The organism is Leucobacter faecis (assembly GCF_054456695.2).
In genome coordinates this window covers 14,196-30,380 of the sequence record NZ_JBTJER020000007.1, presented here as the reverse complement: position 1 = coordinate 30,380, position 16,185 = coordinate 14,196, and the positions used below count along the sequence as shown (strand labels likewise).

Here is a 16,185-nt window from a genome sequence, read left to right as displayed (position 1 = left end):
ACAACGCCCCGCGGGATTTCTCCCGCGGGGCGTTGTCGTTGTCTGCCGATTTACTCGAGGTAATCGCGCAGCTGCTGCGACCGTGACGGGTGGCGCAGCTTCGCCATCGTCTTCGACTCGATCTGGCGAATGCGCTCACGCGTCACACCAAAAGTGTCGCCAATCTGGTCGAGTGTCTTCGGCATGCCGTCACCCAGGCCAAAGCGCATCCGGATCACGCCGGCCTCACGCTCGGAGAGCGAATCGAGCAGCTGTTCGAGCTGCTGCTGGAGCATCGTAAAGCCCACAGCGTCTGCCGGCACGACGGCCTCGGTGTCTTCAATCAGGTCACCGAACTCACTGTCGCCGTCCTCGCCCAGAGGCGTGTGTAGCGAAATGGGCTCGCGGCCGTACTTCTGCACCTCGATGACCTTTTCGGGGGTCATGTCGAGCTCGCGGCTCAGCTCCTCAGGAGTGGGTTCGCGGCCCAGGTCCTGCAGCATCTGGCGCTGCACGCGAGCGAGCTTGTTGATGACCTCGACCATGTGCACGGGAATACGGATCGTGCGCGCCTGGTCAGCCATGGCGCGGGTGATCGCCTGACGAATCCACCAGGTGGCGTAGGTCGAGAACTTGAAGCCCTTGGTGTAGTCAAACTTCTCGACCGCGCGAATCAGGCCCAGGTTGCCCTCTTGGATGAGGTCAAGGAACTGCATGCCTCGGCCGGTGTAACGCTTTGCGAGCGAGACCACCAGGCGCAGGTTGGCGCCGAGCAGGTGGCTCTTGGCACGCTGGCCGTCGCGGGCGACCCACTTCAGCTCGCGCTCGAGCTTCTTGGGCAGGCTCTTTTCGACCGACAGCTTTTCGGACGCAAACAGGCCAGCCTCGATGCGCATAGCAAGCTCGACCTCTTCGGCCGCGTTGAGAAGCGCGACCTTGCCGATCTGCTTCAGGTAGTCCTTAACCGGGTCAGCCGTAGCACCCGGAATGGCCGTCGTGATGGTCGGAACATCTTCTTCGTCGCTCGCCTTCAGCACGATCGCGCCGGTGGGCACCGGATCGATCACGGTTGAAGCGGACTTCTTAGTTTCGACCTGCTCTTCTTCGACGTCTGGTGCGTCGTAGTCGATCTCGTCGGCGGCCGACTTCTTCCTCGAAGTGGTCTTCTTCTTTACAGCGGGCTTAGCCTCAGCCTTCGCGGCCGCTGCCTTGGTGGCAGGCTTCTTAGCAGCGGTAGCCTTCGCCGCCGTAGTTTTCTTGGCCGCGGCAGCCTTAGTCGTGGTGGTCTTCTTCGCGGCAGCCTTCGGCGCCGCTTCGGTGGTGTCCTTCACCTCTGCGGCGTCCTCAGCGGCCGACTTCGCGGTCTTGGCCGAGGTCGAGCGAGTCTTGGGGGTGGATGCAGTTGCCACGCAGCCGCCTCTCTGTGTCTGAATTCGGGCTGTGTCGCCGAAGGCGAGTGCTCACAGCATGAAAACCCATGTCAAGTCTGGTTTATTCCCGATACGAGGGGTAAGCGCAAACTTGGATGGGCTAGCCCTACCATTATTGCATGCCTCGAGTGTAGATTCTGACCAAAACCTCGAAGCTGTAAGCCTTCGCGCTAGTGATTATTGTCGGACTCCCCACCCGGGGTGTCGTCGCCGGGTTCGGGGTGATCCGGATCATGGAACCCAGAGTCACCCGAGCCGTGCTGCTGAGCGAGAAATCGCTCGAGCTCGCTCGCGATCTGCTCTGCCGTGGGCAGTGACCCGTCCTCACTCACGAGCGGTGAGCGAATCTCTTGATCCTCCATATAAGCGTCGTAGCGCTTCTCGAGCGTGTGCACCATTTCTGCCGTTTCATGGCTCTCTGAAATTTGGGCATCGACCTGCTCCATAAACGCGCGTGCGCGCGTGCGCACCTCATCGGTGGCGAAGATGAGGCCGGTCGCGGCCATAAGGCCGTCGAGCGCAGCATAGAGCGCCTCGGGGTACTCGGTGTTTGCGAGGTAGTGCGGAATGAGCAGCGCGAAACCCGCGACCTCCTCCCCCAGCGAGTGCAGTCGGTACTCAAGCACGTGTGCGGCCGAGGCAGACAACTTGGTGGTCGGCCGCCAGGACGAACGCGCCTCGATGAGATCCTCGCGCGAGCCGCTCACCGTCATCGAGATCGGGCGAGTGTGCGGCACAGGCATGGGAATCGCGTGGCTCCACGTGGTGATGGAAACCTCGAATTCGTGCACCAGCATGAGCACCGCGTCGATGAATTGCTCCCACCGAAAGTCGGGCTCGTAGCCACTCAGCAGCAGAAACGGGGTGCCGAGCTCGTCACGCGCGAGGCTGAGCGTGAGCTCCTCAGGGCTGTAATCGGTGAAATGGTCACTGTCGAATGTGATGATGGGGCGCCGAGCCCGGTAATCGAGTAGCAGGTCGGCATTGAAACGCAGAATCTCTTCGGGGTGGCACTGCTCCCACAGATACTCATCGAGCTGTGAAATAGCGCCACCAGCGTCGCTGAGCCCCTGGAGTGCCACGATCAGGGGCAGGCCGCGAGGTACGCTCGCCCGGCGCTCGGCGTGCTCTGCAGAAAAGATTGAATCGCTCACATCACCATCCTATGAAGCCTTGCCTCACGACGCGTGTGCACGCGTGACGCTGGCAGCGAAACAGTGGGGTGTAGGGTGGATGGGTACGCCCCTACCGGGCCTCACATACATTGCGAACACACCGAGGGAGACCCCACTTGGCCGATCAGCAGTTTGACATTGTTGTCTTGGGCGGAGGAAGCGCCGGCTACGCCACCGCGATCCGTGCAACTCAGCTGGGCATGACCGCAGCAGTCATCGAGAAAGATAAGCTCGGCGGCACTTGCCTGCACCGCGGCTGCGTGCCGACGAAGGCCCTGCTGCACTCCGCAGAAGTTGCCGACGTTGCACGCGACGGAGATAAGTACGGCGTGCTCTCGAGCGTCGCCGGGATCGATATCGCGAAGGTCAATAACTACCGCACGACGCTCGTGGCCGGCAAGCACAAGGGCCTGCAGGGCCTGCTCAAGGCAAACGGCATTACGGTGATTGAGGGCGAGGGCAAACTCGTTGCCCCGAACACTGTGCAGGTCGGCGCCGACCGTGTCATTGGTAAGAACGTCGTACTGGCGACGGGTTCATACTCCCGTTCACTGCCCGGCCTCGAAATCGGTGGCCGCGTCATCACGAGCGAGCACGCCCTTGAGCTCACCGAGGTGCCCAGCAAGGTCATCATTCTGGGTGGCGGCGTTATTGGCGTTGAGTTTGCGAGCGTGTGGCGCTCGTTCGGTGCTGAGGTCACGATCGTTGAGGGCCTGCCGCATCTCGTGCCGAACGAAGAAGAGTCGGTCTCAAAGCAGCTCGAGCGCGCCTTCAAGAAGCGCGGCATCGCGTTCAAGCTGGGCGTGCGTTTCCAGTCGGTCACGCAGGACGCTTCGAGCGTAACGGTGAACCTCGAAGACGGCACCGTGCTTTCGGCTGATTACCTGCTCGTCGCTGTGGGCCGTGGCCCCTCGACGCAGGGCATGGGCTTCGAAGAGGTTGGCGTGTCAATGGATCGCGGCTTCGTGCTCGCCAATGAGCGCCTCGCCACGAACGTGCCCGGCGTCTACGCCGTGGGCGACATTGTTCCCGGCCTGCAGCTGGCACACCGCGGCTACCAGCAGGGCATTTTTGTGGCCGAGGAGATCGCCGGCCTGAACCCCGTAGTGGTTGACGACGTCAACATTCCCAAGGTCACCTACTGCGACCCCGAGATCGCATCGGTCGGCCTTACCGAGGCGAAGGCTAAAGAGAAGTACGGCGCAGACAAGGTCGCGGCCTACGAGTACAACCTCGCGGGCAACGCGAAGAGCTCGATTCTGGGCACCGCGGGCACGGTCAAGGCCGTGCGCGTAATCGACGGCCCCGTCGTCGGTGTGCACATGATCGGTGCGCGCGTCGGCGAGCTCGTTGGTGAAGCACAGCTGATCGTGAACTGGGAGGCATACCCCGAGGACGTAGCTCCCCTGATCCACGGCCACCCCACCCAGAACGAGACCATTGGCGAGGCGATGCTGAAGCTCGCCGGCAAGCCGCTGCACGCGATCTAATTCGCCCAGAATTTTACAAACGAAGGAGAAATTCACGATGAGTGAATCAGTTGTGCTCCCCGCCCTGGGTGAGAGCGTCACTGAGGGTACGGTCACCCGCTGGCTCAAGAACGTCGGCGACACCGTCGAGGTCGACGAGCCCTTGCTCGAGGTTTCGACCGACAAGGTCGACACCGAGATCCCGTCGCCCTTTGCGGGCGTGCTCGAGGCGATTCTCGTAGACGAAGATGAAACCGCAGAGGTCGGCGCTGAGCTCGCACGCATTGGCGACGGAAGCGCTGCGGCACCCGCCGCGGCTCCCGCAGCGCCCGTGGACGCTGCCGCACCTGCAGCCGCACCTGCTGCTGCGCCGGCGGCTCCCGCGGAGCCCGCGGCAGAGCCCGCCGCTCCTGCCGCAGCGCCCGCAGGCGACGGCCAGGACGTAGTACTCCCGTCGCTCGGCGAGAGCATCACAGAGGGTACTGTTACGCGCTGGCTCAAGGAAGTGGGCGACTCGATCGAGGTCGACGAGCCGCTGCTTGAGGTTTCGACAGACAAGGTCGACACCGAGGTACCCTCGCCCGTTGCGGGCATCGTGCAGGCAATCATGGTGCAAGAGGACGACACCGTCGAGGTGGGCGGCGTGCTCGCGCGCATCGGCTCGAGCGCACCCGCAGCATCCGCAGCTCCCGCCGCCGCACCGGCGGCAGCACCCGCCGCAGCAGCACCGGCTCCCGCGGCTGCTCCTCCGGCAGCACCGGCACCCGCGGCTGCTCCTCCGGCAGCACCGGCACCCGCGGCTGCTCCTCCGGCAGCACCTGCACCGGCCGCAGCTCCCGCTCCCGCGGCAGCTCCCGCTGCCACAGCAACACCTGCCGCAGTACCGGCGCCCGCTGCTGACGCAAGCAACGCCACCTACGTGACGCCGATCGTGCGCAAGCTCGCTAACGAGCGCGGAGTAGATCTCGCATCGCTCGCCGGCACCGGCGTCGGCGGCCGTATCCGCAAGGAAGACGTGCTCGCGGCAGCAGCACCCGCCGCTCAGGCCGCCCCGGCAGCAGCGGCCCAGGCGAAGGCCGTCGTTGAGGTCTCGCCGCTGCGCGGCACCACGGCCAAGATGAGCCGCCTACGCAAGGTAATCTCGGAGCGCGCCGTACAGTCACTGCAGAGCACCGCTCAGCTCACGACTGTCGTCGAGGTCGATGTCACGCGTATCGCTAAGCTGCGCCAGGCAAAGAAAGACGAGTTCCTCGCCAAGACCGGCTCGAAGCTCTCCTTCCTGCCGTTCTTCGCCCTCGCTGCGGCCGAAGCGCTGCGCACCTACCCGATCATCAACGCGACGGTAGACGGCGACTCGATCGTGTACCCCGACCACGAGAACATCAGCATCGCGGTTGACACCGAGCGTGGCCTGCTCACGCCGGTGCTGCGTGATGCGGGCGAGAAGAACCTCGCTCAGATCTCGGGCGACATCGCCGATCTTGCTGCGCGCACGCGCGACAACAAGCTCACTCCCGATGAGCTCGGTGGCGGCACGTTCACCCTCACGAACACCGGATCGCGCGGCGCGCTGTTTGACACGCCCCTCGTGTTCCTGCCCCAGGTCGCCATTCTCGGCACCGGTGCGGTCGTCAAGAAGCCCGTTGTTGTTTCGGGCCCCGACGGCGACAGCATCGCGATCCACTCGACCGTGTACCTCGCGCTCTCCTACGATCACCGCATCGTAGACGGCGCCGACGCAGCACGGTTCCTCTCACAGATGCGTACGCGTCTCGAGGCGGGCGACTTCGAGGGCGACCTCGGCATGTAATCACGCCATAGACAGCACGCGCTGTCGCCGCTTGGGCCGCTACCACTTACGAGGGGTAGCGGCCCAAGCGCTTTCGGGACCACTGTTTCACCGCCCTGAGAGCTCTGAATCGGGCTCTGGCGAGCCCGCTGGTTTTGGCTCTGGCGTGATCCTGCGCCGGATCGCGTATGCGACACACTCCCGCGCGAGCTCCTCACTCCACACGGCTCCCCCGTCTTGTAACGCTTCGATCGCTTCGTCAATGGCCTCCATCAGGAGCGCAGCAACGCCCACGGTGTCCCACAGCTGCAGCGTGATCTGAATCGAACGGCGCGGCACCCCGAGCGCGCGGCACCCGGTGTCGTGTCCAAGCGACCTGTGCCTGGCCTGTGTCAGCCCCGGTTCGGCGCACGCTCCGCTTGCGCGGTACGAGATTGCGGTGGCGCAGAATCGTTCGAGACGCTCGGCAAGTGCCGCCCCCGCGCCAGGGGTCTCGGGCGGTGGCGACCGGCTACTTCTGCGTAAGCGTACTTGGAACATGTTCCCACTCTTGTCGGGTGCGCGTGGCGCTGCAAGAGGTACCCGGTGAATGTGGATAACTTGCCGATCCGGAGCGAAAACTGGGCGCTGTGAGCGAACAGCGGCCCGCTGGGTGCTCCGTGTGCACCCGGGCCCGTAAGAGAGGATATTCTAGAGGGTATGGCAGAAAAGAAGGCGAAGCGTACCGGTCGCATCAAGCAGATGATCGAGATCTACCGGACCACAAAGGTTCACGATCGAAACCTGCCGCTGGCGCTGCTCGCGTGCTTCCTCGGCCCTGTTGCGGTGGCCGTGTTGCTCGCCCTGCTGCTCCCCGGTGGCAGCTGGTTCAGCTGGGTGCTGTGGCCGCTCACGGGCGTGCTCGTGGGCATTTTGCTCGTGATGATCGTGCTGGGCCGCCGCGCAGAGAAGGTCGCCTACAACCAGATCGAGGGGCGCCCTGGCGCTGTCGGAGCGGTTGTGCAGAGCTCGCTGCGCCGTTCGTGGCGCGGTTCAGAGGTGCCCGTGGCAATCAACCGTAACCAAGACGCTGTCTACCGCGTCATTGGCCGCGGCGGCGTCGTGCTGATCTCAGAGGGATCGCGTCAGCGCACCCAGCGCATGGCGGCCGACGAAGAACGCAAGGTGAAGCGGGCCCTGCAGGGTGTCACCGTCGTGCATCTCTACGTGGGCCCCGATGGTGACGGTGTGCCGCTCGCCAAGCTCTCGAAGAGCCTCATGAAGCTCAAGCCCGCACTCAACCGCAACGAGATCGCGGCGGTCTACAACCGCCTCTCGTCACTGCAGGCGACCCCCGTCGGCATTCCCAAGGGGATGGATCCGAACAAGATCCGTTCCCAGCGCCCGCGCTAAGCGGGACTTAATCCATGGCACAGAAGAAGCGCAGTGACGCCCACTGGGCGAACGCGGGTAAGCCGCAGCCGCAGAAGTTTGGTGACCTCGAGCCGAGTGAATGGCCGGGTGAACGCCTGGGCCTCCCCGAATCGGGCGAGCGCTCGGTCGCACGATTGGGCCGTCGCGTCGTGGCAATCATCATCGACTGGGCCATCGCGGCGGTGCCCGTATATCTTTTCTTGGGCGGTTACTATGCCCAGTGGTGGTGGCAGCCGCTCATCTTTGCGGTGATGCAGATCGTGCTCATTCCCACGATCGGTGGCTCGATTGGCCACCGCGTCATGGGCTTGCGGGTGCTTCCGATCGCCGGCGGATGGATTGGCCCGTGGCGGCCCGTCGTACGCACCGTGTTGCTGTGCCTCGCGATTCCTGTACTCGTGTGGGACTCTGATCAGCGAGGCTTTCACGACAAGATCGCTGGCACAATTTTGCTTCGTTCGACCGCCCGTCCCTCAGCGAACGCAGGCGACCGAAACTAGCGCAACACTTTTGCCCCGTCCGGCGCAGGTTACCCAACCTGCGCCGGACTCTTTTGTAACACTCATGAAACATGCCACTCACGGCCACGAAACGCGGTTCGCGTAAGGTGGTAGGCAGCGAGCGATTCCGTTCGATGCACCAGCTACGAGGAGCAGCATGTTCAAGAGTGCCCAGGAAGTCATTGACTTCATCAAGGAAACGGACGTCAAGTTCGTCGACATTCGTTTCACCGACCTGCCGGGTGTGCAGCACCACTTCAACATCCCCGCCTCGGCCGCAGACCACGATTTCTTTGAAATCGGCCAGATGTTCGACGGCTCATCGATCGCAGGGTTCTCGGGTCTGGCAGACTCCGACATGCAGCTGATCCCCGACCCCACGACGATGTACATCGATCAGTTCCGTGCCGAGCGCACCCTCATCGTCGTATGCGATATTTTCAACCCTCGCACGGGCGAGATCTACTCGAAGGACCCCCGTCAGGTCGCGAAAAAGGCCGAGCAATTCCTGGCATCGACCGGCATCGCAGACACCGCTTTCTTTGCACCCGAGGCCGAGTTCTACATTCTCGACTCCGTGCGTTACGAAACGACCCCCCGCCGCACCTTCTACGAGATCGACTCAGAAGAGGCGCACTGGAACTCGGGCCGCAAGATGGAGGGTGGCAACCCCGGTTACACGACCCGCGAAAAGGGCGGCTACTTTCCCGTCTCCCCCACCGATAAGCAGGCTGACCTGCGTGACGATATCTCGCTGCGCCTCATCGAAGCTGGCCTGCACCTCGAGCGTGCACACCACGAGGTGGGCGCCCCCGGCCAGGCTGAGATTAACTACCGCTTCGACACCATGGTGTGCGCGGCCGACGACGTGCTCAAGTTCAAGTACATCGTGAAGAACACGGCCGACCTGTGGGGCAAGACCGCCACCTTTATGCCCAAGCCCGTCTTCGGTGACAACGGCTCGGGCATGCACACTCACATGTCGCTGTGGCAAGACGGCGAGCCGCTGTTCTATGACGAGAACGGCTATGCCGGTCTCTCGGATCTCGCACGCTGGTACATCGGCGGCATTCTGCACCACGCCCCCGCGCTGCTCGCGTTCACGAACCCCACGATCAACAGCTACCGTCGCCTGGTGAAGGGCTACGAAGCTCCGATCAACCTGGCATACTCAGCGGGCAACCGCTCGGCTGCTGTGCGTATTCCGCTCACCGGATCGAACCCGAAGGCGAAGCGCATCGAGTTCCGCGCGCCCGACGCATCGAGCAACCCGTACCTGGCGTTCGCTGCTCAGCTTATGGCGGGCCTCGACGGAATTCGCAATCGCATTGAACCGATGGATCCCATCGACAAGGATCTCTACGAGCTGCCCCCCGAGGAAGCCAAGAACATTCCGCAGGTGCCGGCATCGCTCGAAGAGGCCCTGCGCGCACTTGAGGCCGACCACCAGTTCTTGCTCGAGGGCGACGTGTTCACCGAAGAACTGATCGAGACCTGGGTCACGCTCAAGCGTGAAACCGAGATCATGCCGATGGCGCTGCGCCCGCACCCCTACGAGTTTGAAATGTACTACGGGATCTAACAGCCTCTAGCTGGCTTCACAGCCCGATCACCCGCTGCGCGGGGTCGCCTTGTTCACACCAAGGTCGACCCAGCGCAGCGGGTTTTTGCATTTGTGGGGTCACAGCGGCAAACACATCGACTCGTCCACAGGCACCTGATTTCACGATTTTTCATGACCTATCCACATTCGTAGTTTTACCGCCCCGAGAAGAGCGGGGGCCGCTCATGCTTGAGGGGAATCGCGCGTACGCAGCAGTTTTTGGCGTGCAGCGTGCGGCAAACACTCAATGAGGAGGAACCGTGAGACTGAAAGTTTGCGCGCTTACCGCACTGGTAACCGCGGTGTGCATGAGTGGCGTTCCAGCTGGCGCCATGGCGTTCGCGCCGCCCCCGCTGGTCGCTGCAGATGCAGGTGCGTCATCTGATGCCGAAGAGGAACTGGCGCAAGATGACTCCGAGCTTCAAACGCCAGACTCGGGTACCGATCCCAGCACAGGATCCGGCGGCGAAGAACATGCGAACCCGACCGATGAAGGGACACGCGAGGAGTCCATGAAACTAGTCGACGAAGCGGCAAGCACCTCGAAAGCTGACGGTGAAAACGATGCCGACGAAGACGAAGATACTGACGCCGCTCGAGACGTATTTTCCCCAGGCGGGATCATCGGGTATGGTCTGGTAAATTCAGGCACCCCTAAGACGGATTACTCTGGTTCAAGTATCGCCGGGACAGCGCTGCAGACGGGCACCTGGGCGGCCTATGTGGCGGCAGGTGACAACCTGGTGGTGGATCTGGTCACGCCCGACGATGGCTATCAGGCTCCGGGCGTGAGCGCGGCCAACGGAGGGCCACAGATCAAAGGCTTCGATCTGACACCCTTAAAAGTTGAGATCGTTCGACCAGACGGGACGACGGCGCACACCGCTACCGCCGTGAAAGAGGCGGGCAAGCAGTTGGGCCAAACGTTTACGGGCATCGACGCTGCGCACGCAGGTGTCTGGAAGATCCGAATAATTGGCGGAACCTCGAGCGATAACCGCGAACACGCTGAGCTGGACCCACGCTTGAAGTGGAACATCTACGTGCCCGGTAAGGCGGGGAGTGTGTGGACCTCGCAATTGAATATTGGTCAGAACTGGAAGAACACAGAGGGCCCGGGGGCCACTCCCATCGATGTCTGGGCGATCAATCAAGGCGGCAAGCAGTACAAGGTGTCTGCCCCGCATTACAACGGCATTCACTCGACATTTGTCATGAACAACCTCGGCGTGGTGCACAGCGACAAGGCCGACGACGGTCTGTGCGTGCGCGCCCCCTTATCTGTGGCGATGCGTAACTCCCCCGAAACGATGCTCAACGGCAAGCAGGGCACGGCTTATCGCGGGCCGGCGAGCACCGGCGTCGGCGAGAACCAGTGCCCCAATCTGCGTCCGTTCAAAATGTTTACCAAACCGCCGCACCCGTCACTACCTGCCGACGCTGCGGGCTACGGTTGGGTGAAGCCCGCCTATGTGGCCCCGAGCTTTTCAAACATGAGCCTGAATCGCAGTACTGGCGTGCTCACCGGCACCATCACGGGACAAGATATGGACCTGGTGGTGAAGATCGGGGCGAAGGGCAGTCAAGCCGATGGGTACGATGGCACGGCCGTCACCACGCGCGTGACGGTCACACCTGGCACCAACAAACAGGTGCTGCAGTGGGACCGCAAGGATTCGACCGGTGCCGTCGTACCGTTCTCGAAAGACCTCAAGGTCACGGTGACCGGTGACGGGGCGAGCTACATTCATTTCACTCGAGCCGACGCTGAACACTCCAATGGCGGCGTGATCATCACAGACCTGCAAACCAATCAGGTCACACCCGTGAGCTGGGATGACAGCCAGCTCTCACAGATCGCTGGCCGTCAATCGGTCGGTTTCACCAAGACGGTCACGGCGGGCAACGGCACGGACCACAAGTGGGATGGCACCAGTGTCGCCAACAAGAACGACAACACGGGCAGTTGGGGCAACTCCCGCGTCATCAATGACTGGGCGAGCGAGACGTTCGCTACCACCCTCGAACTGTCGCCAGATGACATCATCGGGCCACGGCTACACGTCGACAAGACCCAAGTGGGTGAGCCTGATTACTCGTCAGATCGCAGCTCCGCCGATGTGAGGTGGCGCGTAGAGGTGCACAACTCGGGGGCGGCGGAGGCGCTCAACACCGTCATGAAAGACCTATACCCGGCAGGCGCCATCGAGCACACGACAATCGAACCGCCAACGCAGGGTGGCTTTGACGCGGGCAGTGGCGTGTGGGACATCGGAACCCTTGCCCCCGGGGCGACGGTAAGCCTCACGTTTAGCGCGGTGGTGCCAGCAGGCACGACACCGGAGGGGGTGACACACACCAACCGGGCCATCGTGAGCGCCACGGATCTGCCGCGCTCAGAGACGGGTGACTGCCAAGTGAATCAGAGTCTTGATACCGACACAGATCAGTGTGACGAGGTGCAGACGGAGATCGAGGGCGCGATACCCGCTCTGAAGATCGACAAGGAGCAGCTGGGCGAACCGGTCTACGCAGCGGACCGCAAGACCGCCAGGGTGACGTGGAAGGTGACGGTGCTCAGCGCAGGCGAAGCCCCCGCGCAGCAGGTCGAAGTGAAGGATGTGTACCCGACGGGCAGCGCCTCACCGCAACAGCTCGAATCCCCTTCGCACGGCACGTTCGACGCCGAGGCCGGTACATGGGAGATAGGCACGCTAAACAGCGGTGACATCGCTACCCTCACCCTGAGCGCGGTGATTCCCACGGCCGGCGCCTTCGAAACAGCCACACACATAAACCGCGCGATCGTCACGGCAACGGGCTTGCCCCGCCCCGAGACCGGCGACTGCCAAGTCAATGCGGGCATCGAGGCAGACACGGATCAGTGCGACGAGGTCGAAACGAAGCTCGACGGCCCGAAGCCTGGCTGGAGCATGGCGAAAGACTCCGACCCAAAGTCGGGGGCGGAGGTGGCGGCAGGAAACCCCATCACGTACACGCTGACGGTGCGTAACACCGGCAACGTGCCGCTCACGGGCATTTCGTTGGTTGACACACTGGCGAAGGTCACACCGTATGCGCAGCTCGACGGCATTCCCCAAGAAAGAGTCTCGGGCGCACAATCGGTTGCCCGACCGAACGCAATCTCAGGCGATAAACTCGCGTGGACTGCACCGACGCTCCCAGCGGGTGCAGAGGCGACGCTCACGTACACCTACAGGCTGAACCAAGACGCCTGGGGAATCACGGTCGATAACGCCGTGTTCGGTACGGTGACGTACGGTGACACACCGCTTCTGCCCGACTCGTGCGGTGAGAGCGCAGAGAAGCCCTGCGCGACGGGCCACTCGACCCCGGCTCCACCGAGGAATGACCCACCGCGAAACGAGCCGCCACGGAATGACCTGCCGGTGACAGGCGGCCCCCAGGCAGCCGCGGTGATACTCGGGGGCGGAGGAATGCTGCTCATCGCCGCAGGGATCGGGCTCATCGTCCTTCGTCGCCGTCAGCGTTAGCGCCGTCACCGTCACCGTGATCGTGCCCAACGTACGCAAACGGCCTGCGCCCCATCTGAAACCAGATGGGGCGCAGGCCGTTTCGTTTCTCGGGCGCAACAGCTTCGTTGCGCGGTAGGTGATTGGTCAGGATTCTAGTTCATCTTCGAACTCAGCCCCGTCTTCAGCGAGCAGGGCTTCGAGGAAGCTTTGCAGGTACTTCATAACGATAAGGTTACGCTTGCGTAACGAACATCTCCAGTGTTGTTACCAAACTCGCCGTAACATTCTGTTGAACAACGGGTAAACCGATGCATGTGTCACTAACGGGGCAAAAAACGCTCGTCATCGTCATACCCAAAGAACACGCGCTCCGTCACGTTGCGTGCACGTCGCGACACCGCATACCAGCGTTCTTCAAGCTCTGTGGTGCGCCCAGACTCCCACCCCAGCACCCCCGCAATCCCGGCAAGGTCGCTCCAGTCCGTGGGCAAGAAGTCCCCGCCGCGTCCGTTCCACAGTTTGAACGCAGAGCGCACCGAACTCGCAAACTCCCACGACTCCTCGAGCTGCTCGGCGTCGGCCGCAGCGACAAGGCCGCTCTCGACGGCCGCCGAGAGCGCGGCCAGCGTTGACACGGTGCGCAACTGCACATAACGATCACCGTGCTCGAGCTGCAAGAGCTGTACCAGCCACTCGACGTCAGAGACTCCCCCTGGCCCGAGCTTCAGCTGCCTACGCGGATCCTGCCCGCGCGGCAGGCGTTCTGCCTCAACGCGCGCCTTGATGCGCCGCACCTCGCGCACCCGATCCTCAGGAAACGCGGCCGGATACCGGATCACATCAGCGAGAGCGACAAACGCTTCACCGAGGGACACGTCGCCGGCAACGGGGCGCGCACGCAGCAGAGCCTGCGCCTCCCACGTCACCGACCAGCGTTCGTAGTACGAACGGTAGGCCTCGAGACTGCGGGCGAGCGGACCATTTTTCCCCTCGGGGCGCAGATCAAAATCGAGGTCGACGGGAAACCGCGGGTCTGACACGAGCTTGCGCAGTTGCCCCACCACACCTGTGGCATGCCGTAACGCGGTGTCACCCGCAGCACTGGGGTCTGCGCGAAACACCGCCACCAGATCGATGTCTGAGGCGAACCCCATTTCCCCGCCACCAAATCGTCCCATGCCTATCAGCGTCAGTGCGAAACCAGAAGGTGCTTGGCCCGCTCCTTCTTGCAGCACTGCGGCCAGCAGCGCATCAAGCAGCGCAGTGTGAGCCGAGTCGAGTCCGCGCGACACACTCGCGTCGTCAAGCACACCGGTGAGCCTACCGAGCGCGAGGCGCAACACCTCGCGTCGGTGAACAGCCCGCAGCGCGACCGCCGCCTCTGCGGCCGTCGCGCGTCGAGACGCGAGTGAGCGCATCTCGTCGGTCAGAACGCCGAGGGTGCGCGGCTGCAACAGCTCATCGCGCTCCAACCATGCCACGGCGTCGGGCATCGACTCCAGCAGCCCGCCCGCGAATTTTGAGCACGACAGCACCCGCATGAGCCGCTCGGCGGCCTCTGTGCCGTCGCGCAACAGTCGCAGGTACCACGGACTCTCAACGTTCGCCTCGCTCAAGCGCCGAAACGCGAGCAGCCCATAGTCTGGGTCGGTACCGTCAGACAGCCAATTGAGTAGCACCGGCATGAGGTTACGCCTGATCCGGGCCCTGCGCGTCGTGCCGCGAGTGAGCGCCGCGAGATGCCGCATCGCGCCCGCAGGGTCACGAAACCCGATGCTGGCGAGCCTCGCGAGCGCAGCATCGCCGCTCAGCACGAGCTCCTCATCAGGAAGGGCCGCGACCGCACTCAGCAGCGGGGCATAAAAGATCTTGAGGTGCAGTTTGCGCACCTCAAGCTTGGTGCGCTCCCAGAGCGCACGCAGGTCGCCCCCGGTCGTCGCGAAGCCCGAGGCGCGCGCCAGCACGCGCAGCTCATCGTCTCCGGTGGGCATGATCGCGGTGCGCCGCAGTCCGTGCAACTGCAGCCGATGCTCCAGCACCCGCAGCGTACGGTAATCGTGCGCAAGCGCCTCGCCGTCGGCCCGCGCGATGTAGCCGCCCGACACGAGCGCCCGCAGCGCATCGAGCGTGCCCGACACGTGCAATCGCTCGTCGTACTGTCCGTGTACGAGCTGCAGCAGCTGCGCGCTGAACTCAATATCGCGCAGGCCCCCTGGCCCGAGCTTTAGCTGCACCTCAAGCTCATCATCATCGATGTGCTCGGTCACACGCTGCCGCATGCGCTGCACCGAACCGACAAAATCGGGGCGCGACGCCGACGACCACACGAGCGACCGCGTGCTCGCCACGAAGTCCTCCGCGAGCGCGACATCGCCCGCGAGCGGCCGCGCCTTCAGCAGCGCCTGAAACTCCCACGCCTTCGCCCAGCGGTCATAGTATGCCCGCATCGACCCCGGCGTGCGCACGAGCGGCCCCTGTCGCCCCTCGGGCCGCAGATTCGCATCCAGTTGCCACAGCGGCGGCTCAAACGCAGGGTCATGAATGCCCCGCATCGTCTCGCTCGCGAGTCTTGTTCCGATCCGGATCAGCGCGTCGCCGTCCACGACCTCGTCGTCGGCGGTATCGACCACAAAAATCACGTCAACGTCTGAGACAACGTTCAGTTCACGCGCCCCGCACTTACCCATCGCGACGACGCCGAGGCGCACCGCGTCGAGGCGCGCGGCGGGTACCGGCGGGCCAGACTCCCCCGCCGCCAGCGTTGCACGCGCCACCGCCAGCGAGGCCTCAATCGCCGCCCCCGCAAGGCCAGACAGACTACGCGCAACCTCCTCAAACACCTCGGCCGCGCGCCCCTGACGGCTGGCCGCCAAGTCAAACAGAGTGAGTTCGGCCAGCAGCTCGCGGTACCGGGTGCGCAGAGACACCCAGCCCAGCTCGCCCGACGGTGACGCCGCGGCCAGCAACTCTGCGCGCGCCTCGGCCTCTTGGACGACGCGACCGCCGCCCCGCAAGATAGCTTCAAGCTTCGCGGGATGTCGGCCAAAGAAGTCACCGAGCGCGGGGGACGCGCCCACGAGCAGGCACAGCCTGCCAAGGGTCTCCGGATCGAGCGCGCGAGCGCGATCCGGATGCTGCTCGGCCAGCCTGCGCACCGGGCCTAAAGCCGCGTCGGGATCAGCCGCGCCCGCGAACGCCGCGAGCACAGCAGCAACCGGTAGCTCCACGTGCTCAGCCAACTCAGTCAGCTCGTCACGCGCCACGCCCAGTTCTTGAAACCCGGCGCGCGCAACATCGGTGAGACGCAGCACTGCCTGCGTGTCGACCACT

At 63.7% G+C, this 16,185-nt stretch carries 10 protein-coding genes; 6 read left to right on the top strand and 4 right to left on the bottom strand.

The genetic code is table 11. From position 1 onward, the window contains the following. Positions 1–50 precede the first annotated feature (50 nt). A complete protein-coding gene (locus ACXR2W_RS09015; RefSeq protein ID WP_458812767.1) occupies positions 51–1,388 on the bottom strand; it encodes an RNA polymerase sigma factor in 1,338 nt (445 codons plus the stop codon). Positions 1,389–1,579: 191 nt separating this feature from the next. Further along, on the bottom strand, positions 1,580–2,563 hold the full coding sequence (locus tag ACXR2W_RS09010; protein WP_458812765.1) for a proteasome assembly chaperone family protein: 984 nt from the start codon (positions 2,561–2,563) through the stop codon (positions 1,580–1,582). Positions 2,564–2,700: 137 nt separating this feature from the next. On the opposite strand from ACXR2W_RS09010, the gene lpdA reads away from it, so the two are divergent. Further along, the gene (lpdA, locus tag ACXR2W_RS09005; RefSeq protein WP_458812763.1) at positions 2,701–4,074 is read left to right on the top strand and encodes a dihydrolipoyl dehydrogenase; all 1,374 of its coding nucleotides are present in this window, start codon (positions 2,701–2,703) and stop codon (positions 4,072–4,074) included. Between the two features lie 37 nt (positions 4,075–4,111). Next, positions 4,112–5,863, top strand: coding sequence for a 2-oxoglutarate dehydrogenase, E2 component, dihydrolipoamide succinyltransferase (gene sucB, locus ACXR2W_RS09000; RefSeq protein WP_458812761.1), 1,752 nt, complete (start codon positions 4,112–4,114; stop codon positions 5,861–5,863). Positions 5,864–5,950: 87 nt separating this feature from the next. Here the strand turns inward: sucB and ACXR2W_RS08995 are convergent, their stop codons facing one another. Beyond that, a complete protein-coding gene (locus ACXR2W_RS08995) occupies positions 5,951–6,382 on the bottom strand; it encodes a hypothetical protein (RefSeq protein WP_458812759.1) in 432 nt (143 codons plus the stop codon). Positions 6,383–6,541: 159 nt separating this feature from the next. Between ACXR2W_RS08995 and ACXR2W_RS08990 the strand changes: the two genes are divergently transcribed. The 4 genes from ACXR2W_RS08990 to ACXR2W_RS08975 all read left to right on the top strand — a co-directional run bounded on the left by ACXR2W_RS08990 (position 6,542) and on the right by ACXR2W_RS08975 (position 12,873). Then, on the top strand, positions 6,542–7,234 hold the full coding sequence (locus ACXR2W_RS08990) for a DUF4191 domain-containing protein (RefSeq protein ID WP_458812757.1): 693 nt from the start codon (positions 6,542–6,544) through the stop codon (positions 7,232–7,234). Between the two features lie 14 nt (positions 7,235–7,248). Next, on the top strand, positions 7,249–7,755 hold the full coding sequence (locus ACXR2W_RS08985; RefSeq protein ID WP_458812755.1) for an RDD family protein: 507 nt from the start codon (positions 7,249–7,251) through the stop codon (positions 7,753–7,755). 157 nt (positions 7,756–7,912) lie between these two features. After that, complete coding sequence (gene glnA / locus ACXR2W_RS08980; protein ID WP_458812753.1) at positions 7,913–9,337, top strand: type I glutamate--ammonia ligase; 1,425 nt, start codon at positions 7,913–7,915, stop codon at positions 9,335–9,337. A 329-nt stretch (positions 9,338–9,666) separates the two neighbouring features. Then, entirely contained in the window at positions 9,667–12,873 is a 3,207-nt protein-coding gene (locus ACXR2W_RS08975; RefSeq protein WP_458812751.1) for a DUF7927 domain-containing protein, read from the top strand. A 302-nt stretch (positions 12,874–13,175) separates the two neighbouring features. On the opposite strand, the gene ACXR2W_RS08970 is transcribed toward ACXR2W_RS08975, so the two are convergent. Next, positions 13,176–16,184, bottom strand: coding sequence for a bifunctional [glutamine synthetase] adenylyltransferase/[glutamine synthetase]-adenylyl-L-tyrosine phosphorylase (locus ACXR2W_RS08970; RefSeq protein WP_458812749.1), 3,009 nt, complete (start codon positions 16,182–16,184; stop codon positions 13,176–13,178). Position 16,185: the final 1 nt, after the last annotated feature.

Coding starts and splice junctions, on each gene's coding strand:
- sucB (WP_458812761.1), top strand. CDS start 4,112: ATGAGTGAATCAGTTGTGCTCCCCGCCCTGGGTGAGAGCGTCACTGAG.
- ACXR2W_RS08995 (WP_458812759.1), bottom strand. CDS start 6,382: ATGTTCCAAGTACGCTTACGCAGAAGTAGCCGGTCGCCACCGCCCGAG.
- ACXR2W_RS08990 (WP_458812757.1), top strand. CDS start 6,542: ATGGCAGAAAAGAAGGCGAAGCGTACCGGTCGCATCAAGCAGATGATC.
- ACXR2W_RS08985 (WP_458812755.1), top strand. CDS start 7,249: ATGGCACAGAAGAAGCGCAGTGACGCCCACTGGGCGAACGCGGGTAAG.
- glnA (WP_458812753.1), top strand. CDS start 7,913: ATGTTCAAGAGTGCCCAGGAAGTCATTGACTTCATCAAGGAAACGGAC.
- ACXR2W_RS08975 (WP_458812751.1), top strand. CDS start 9,667: ATGAGTGGCGTTCCAGCTGGCGCCATGGCGTTCGCGCCGCCCCCGCTG.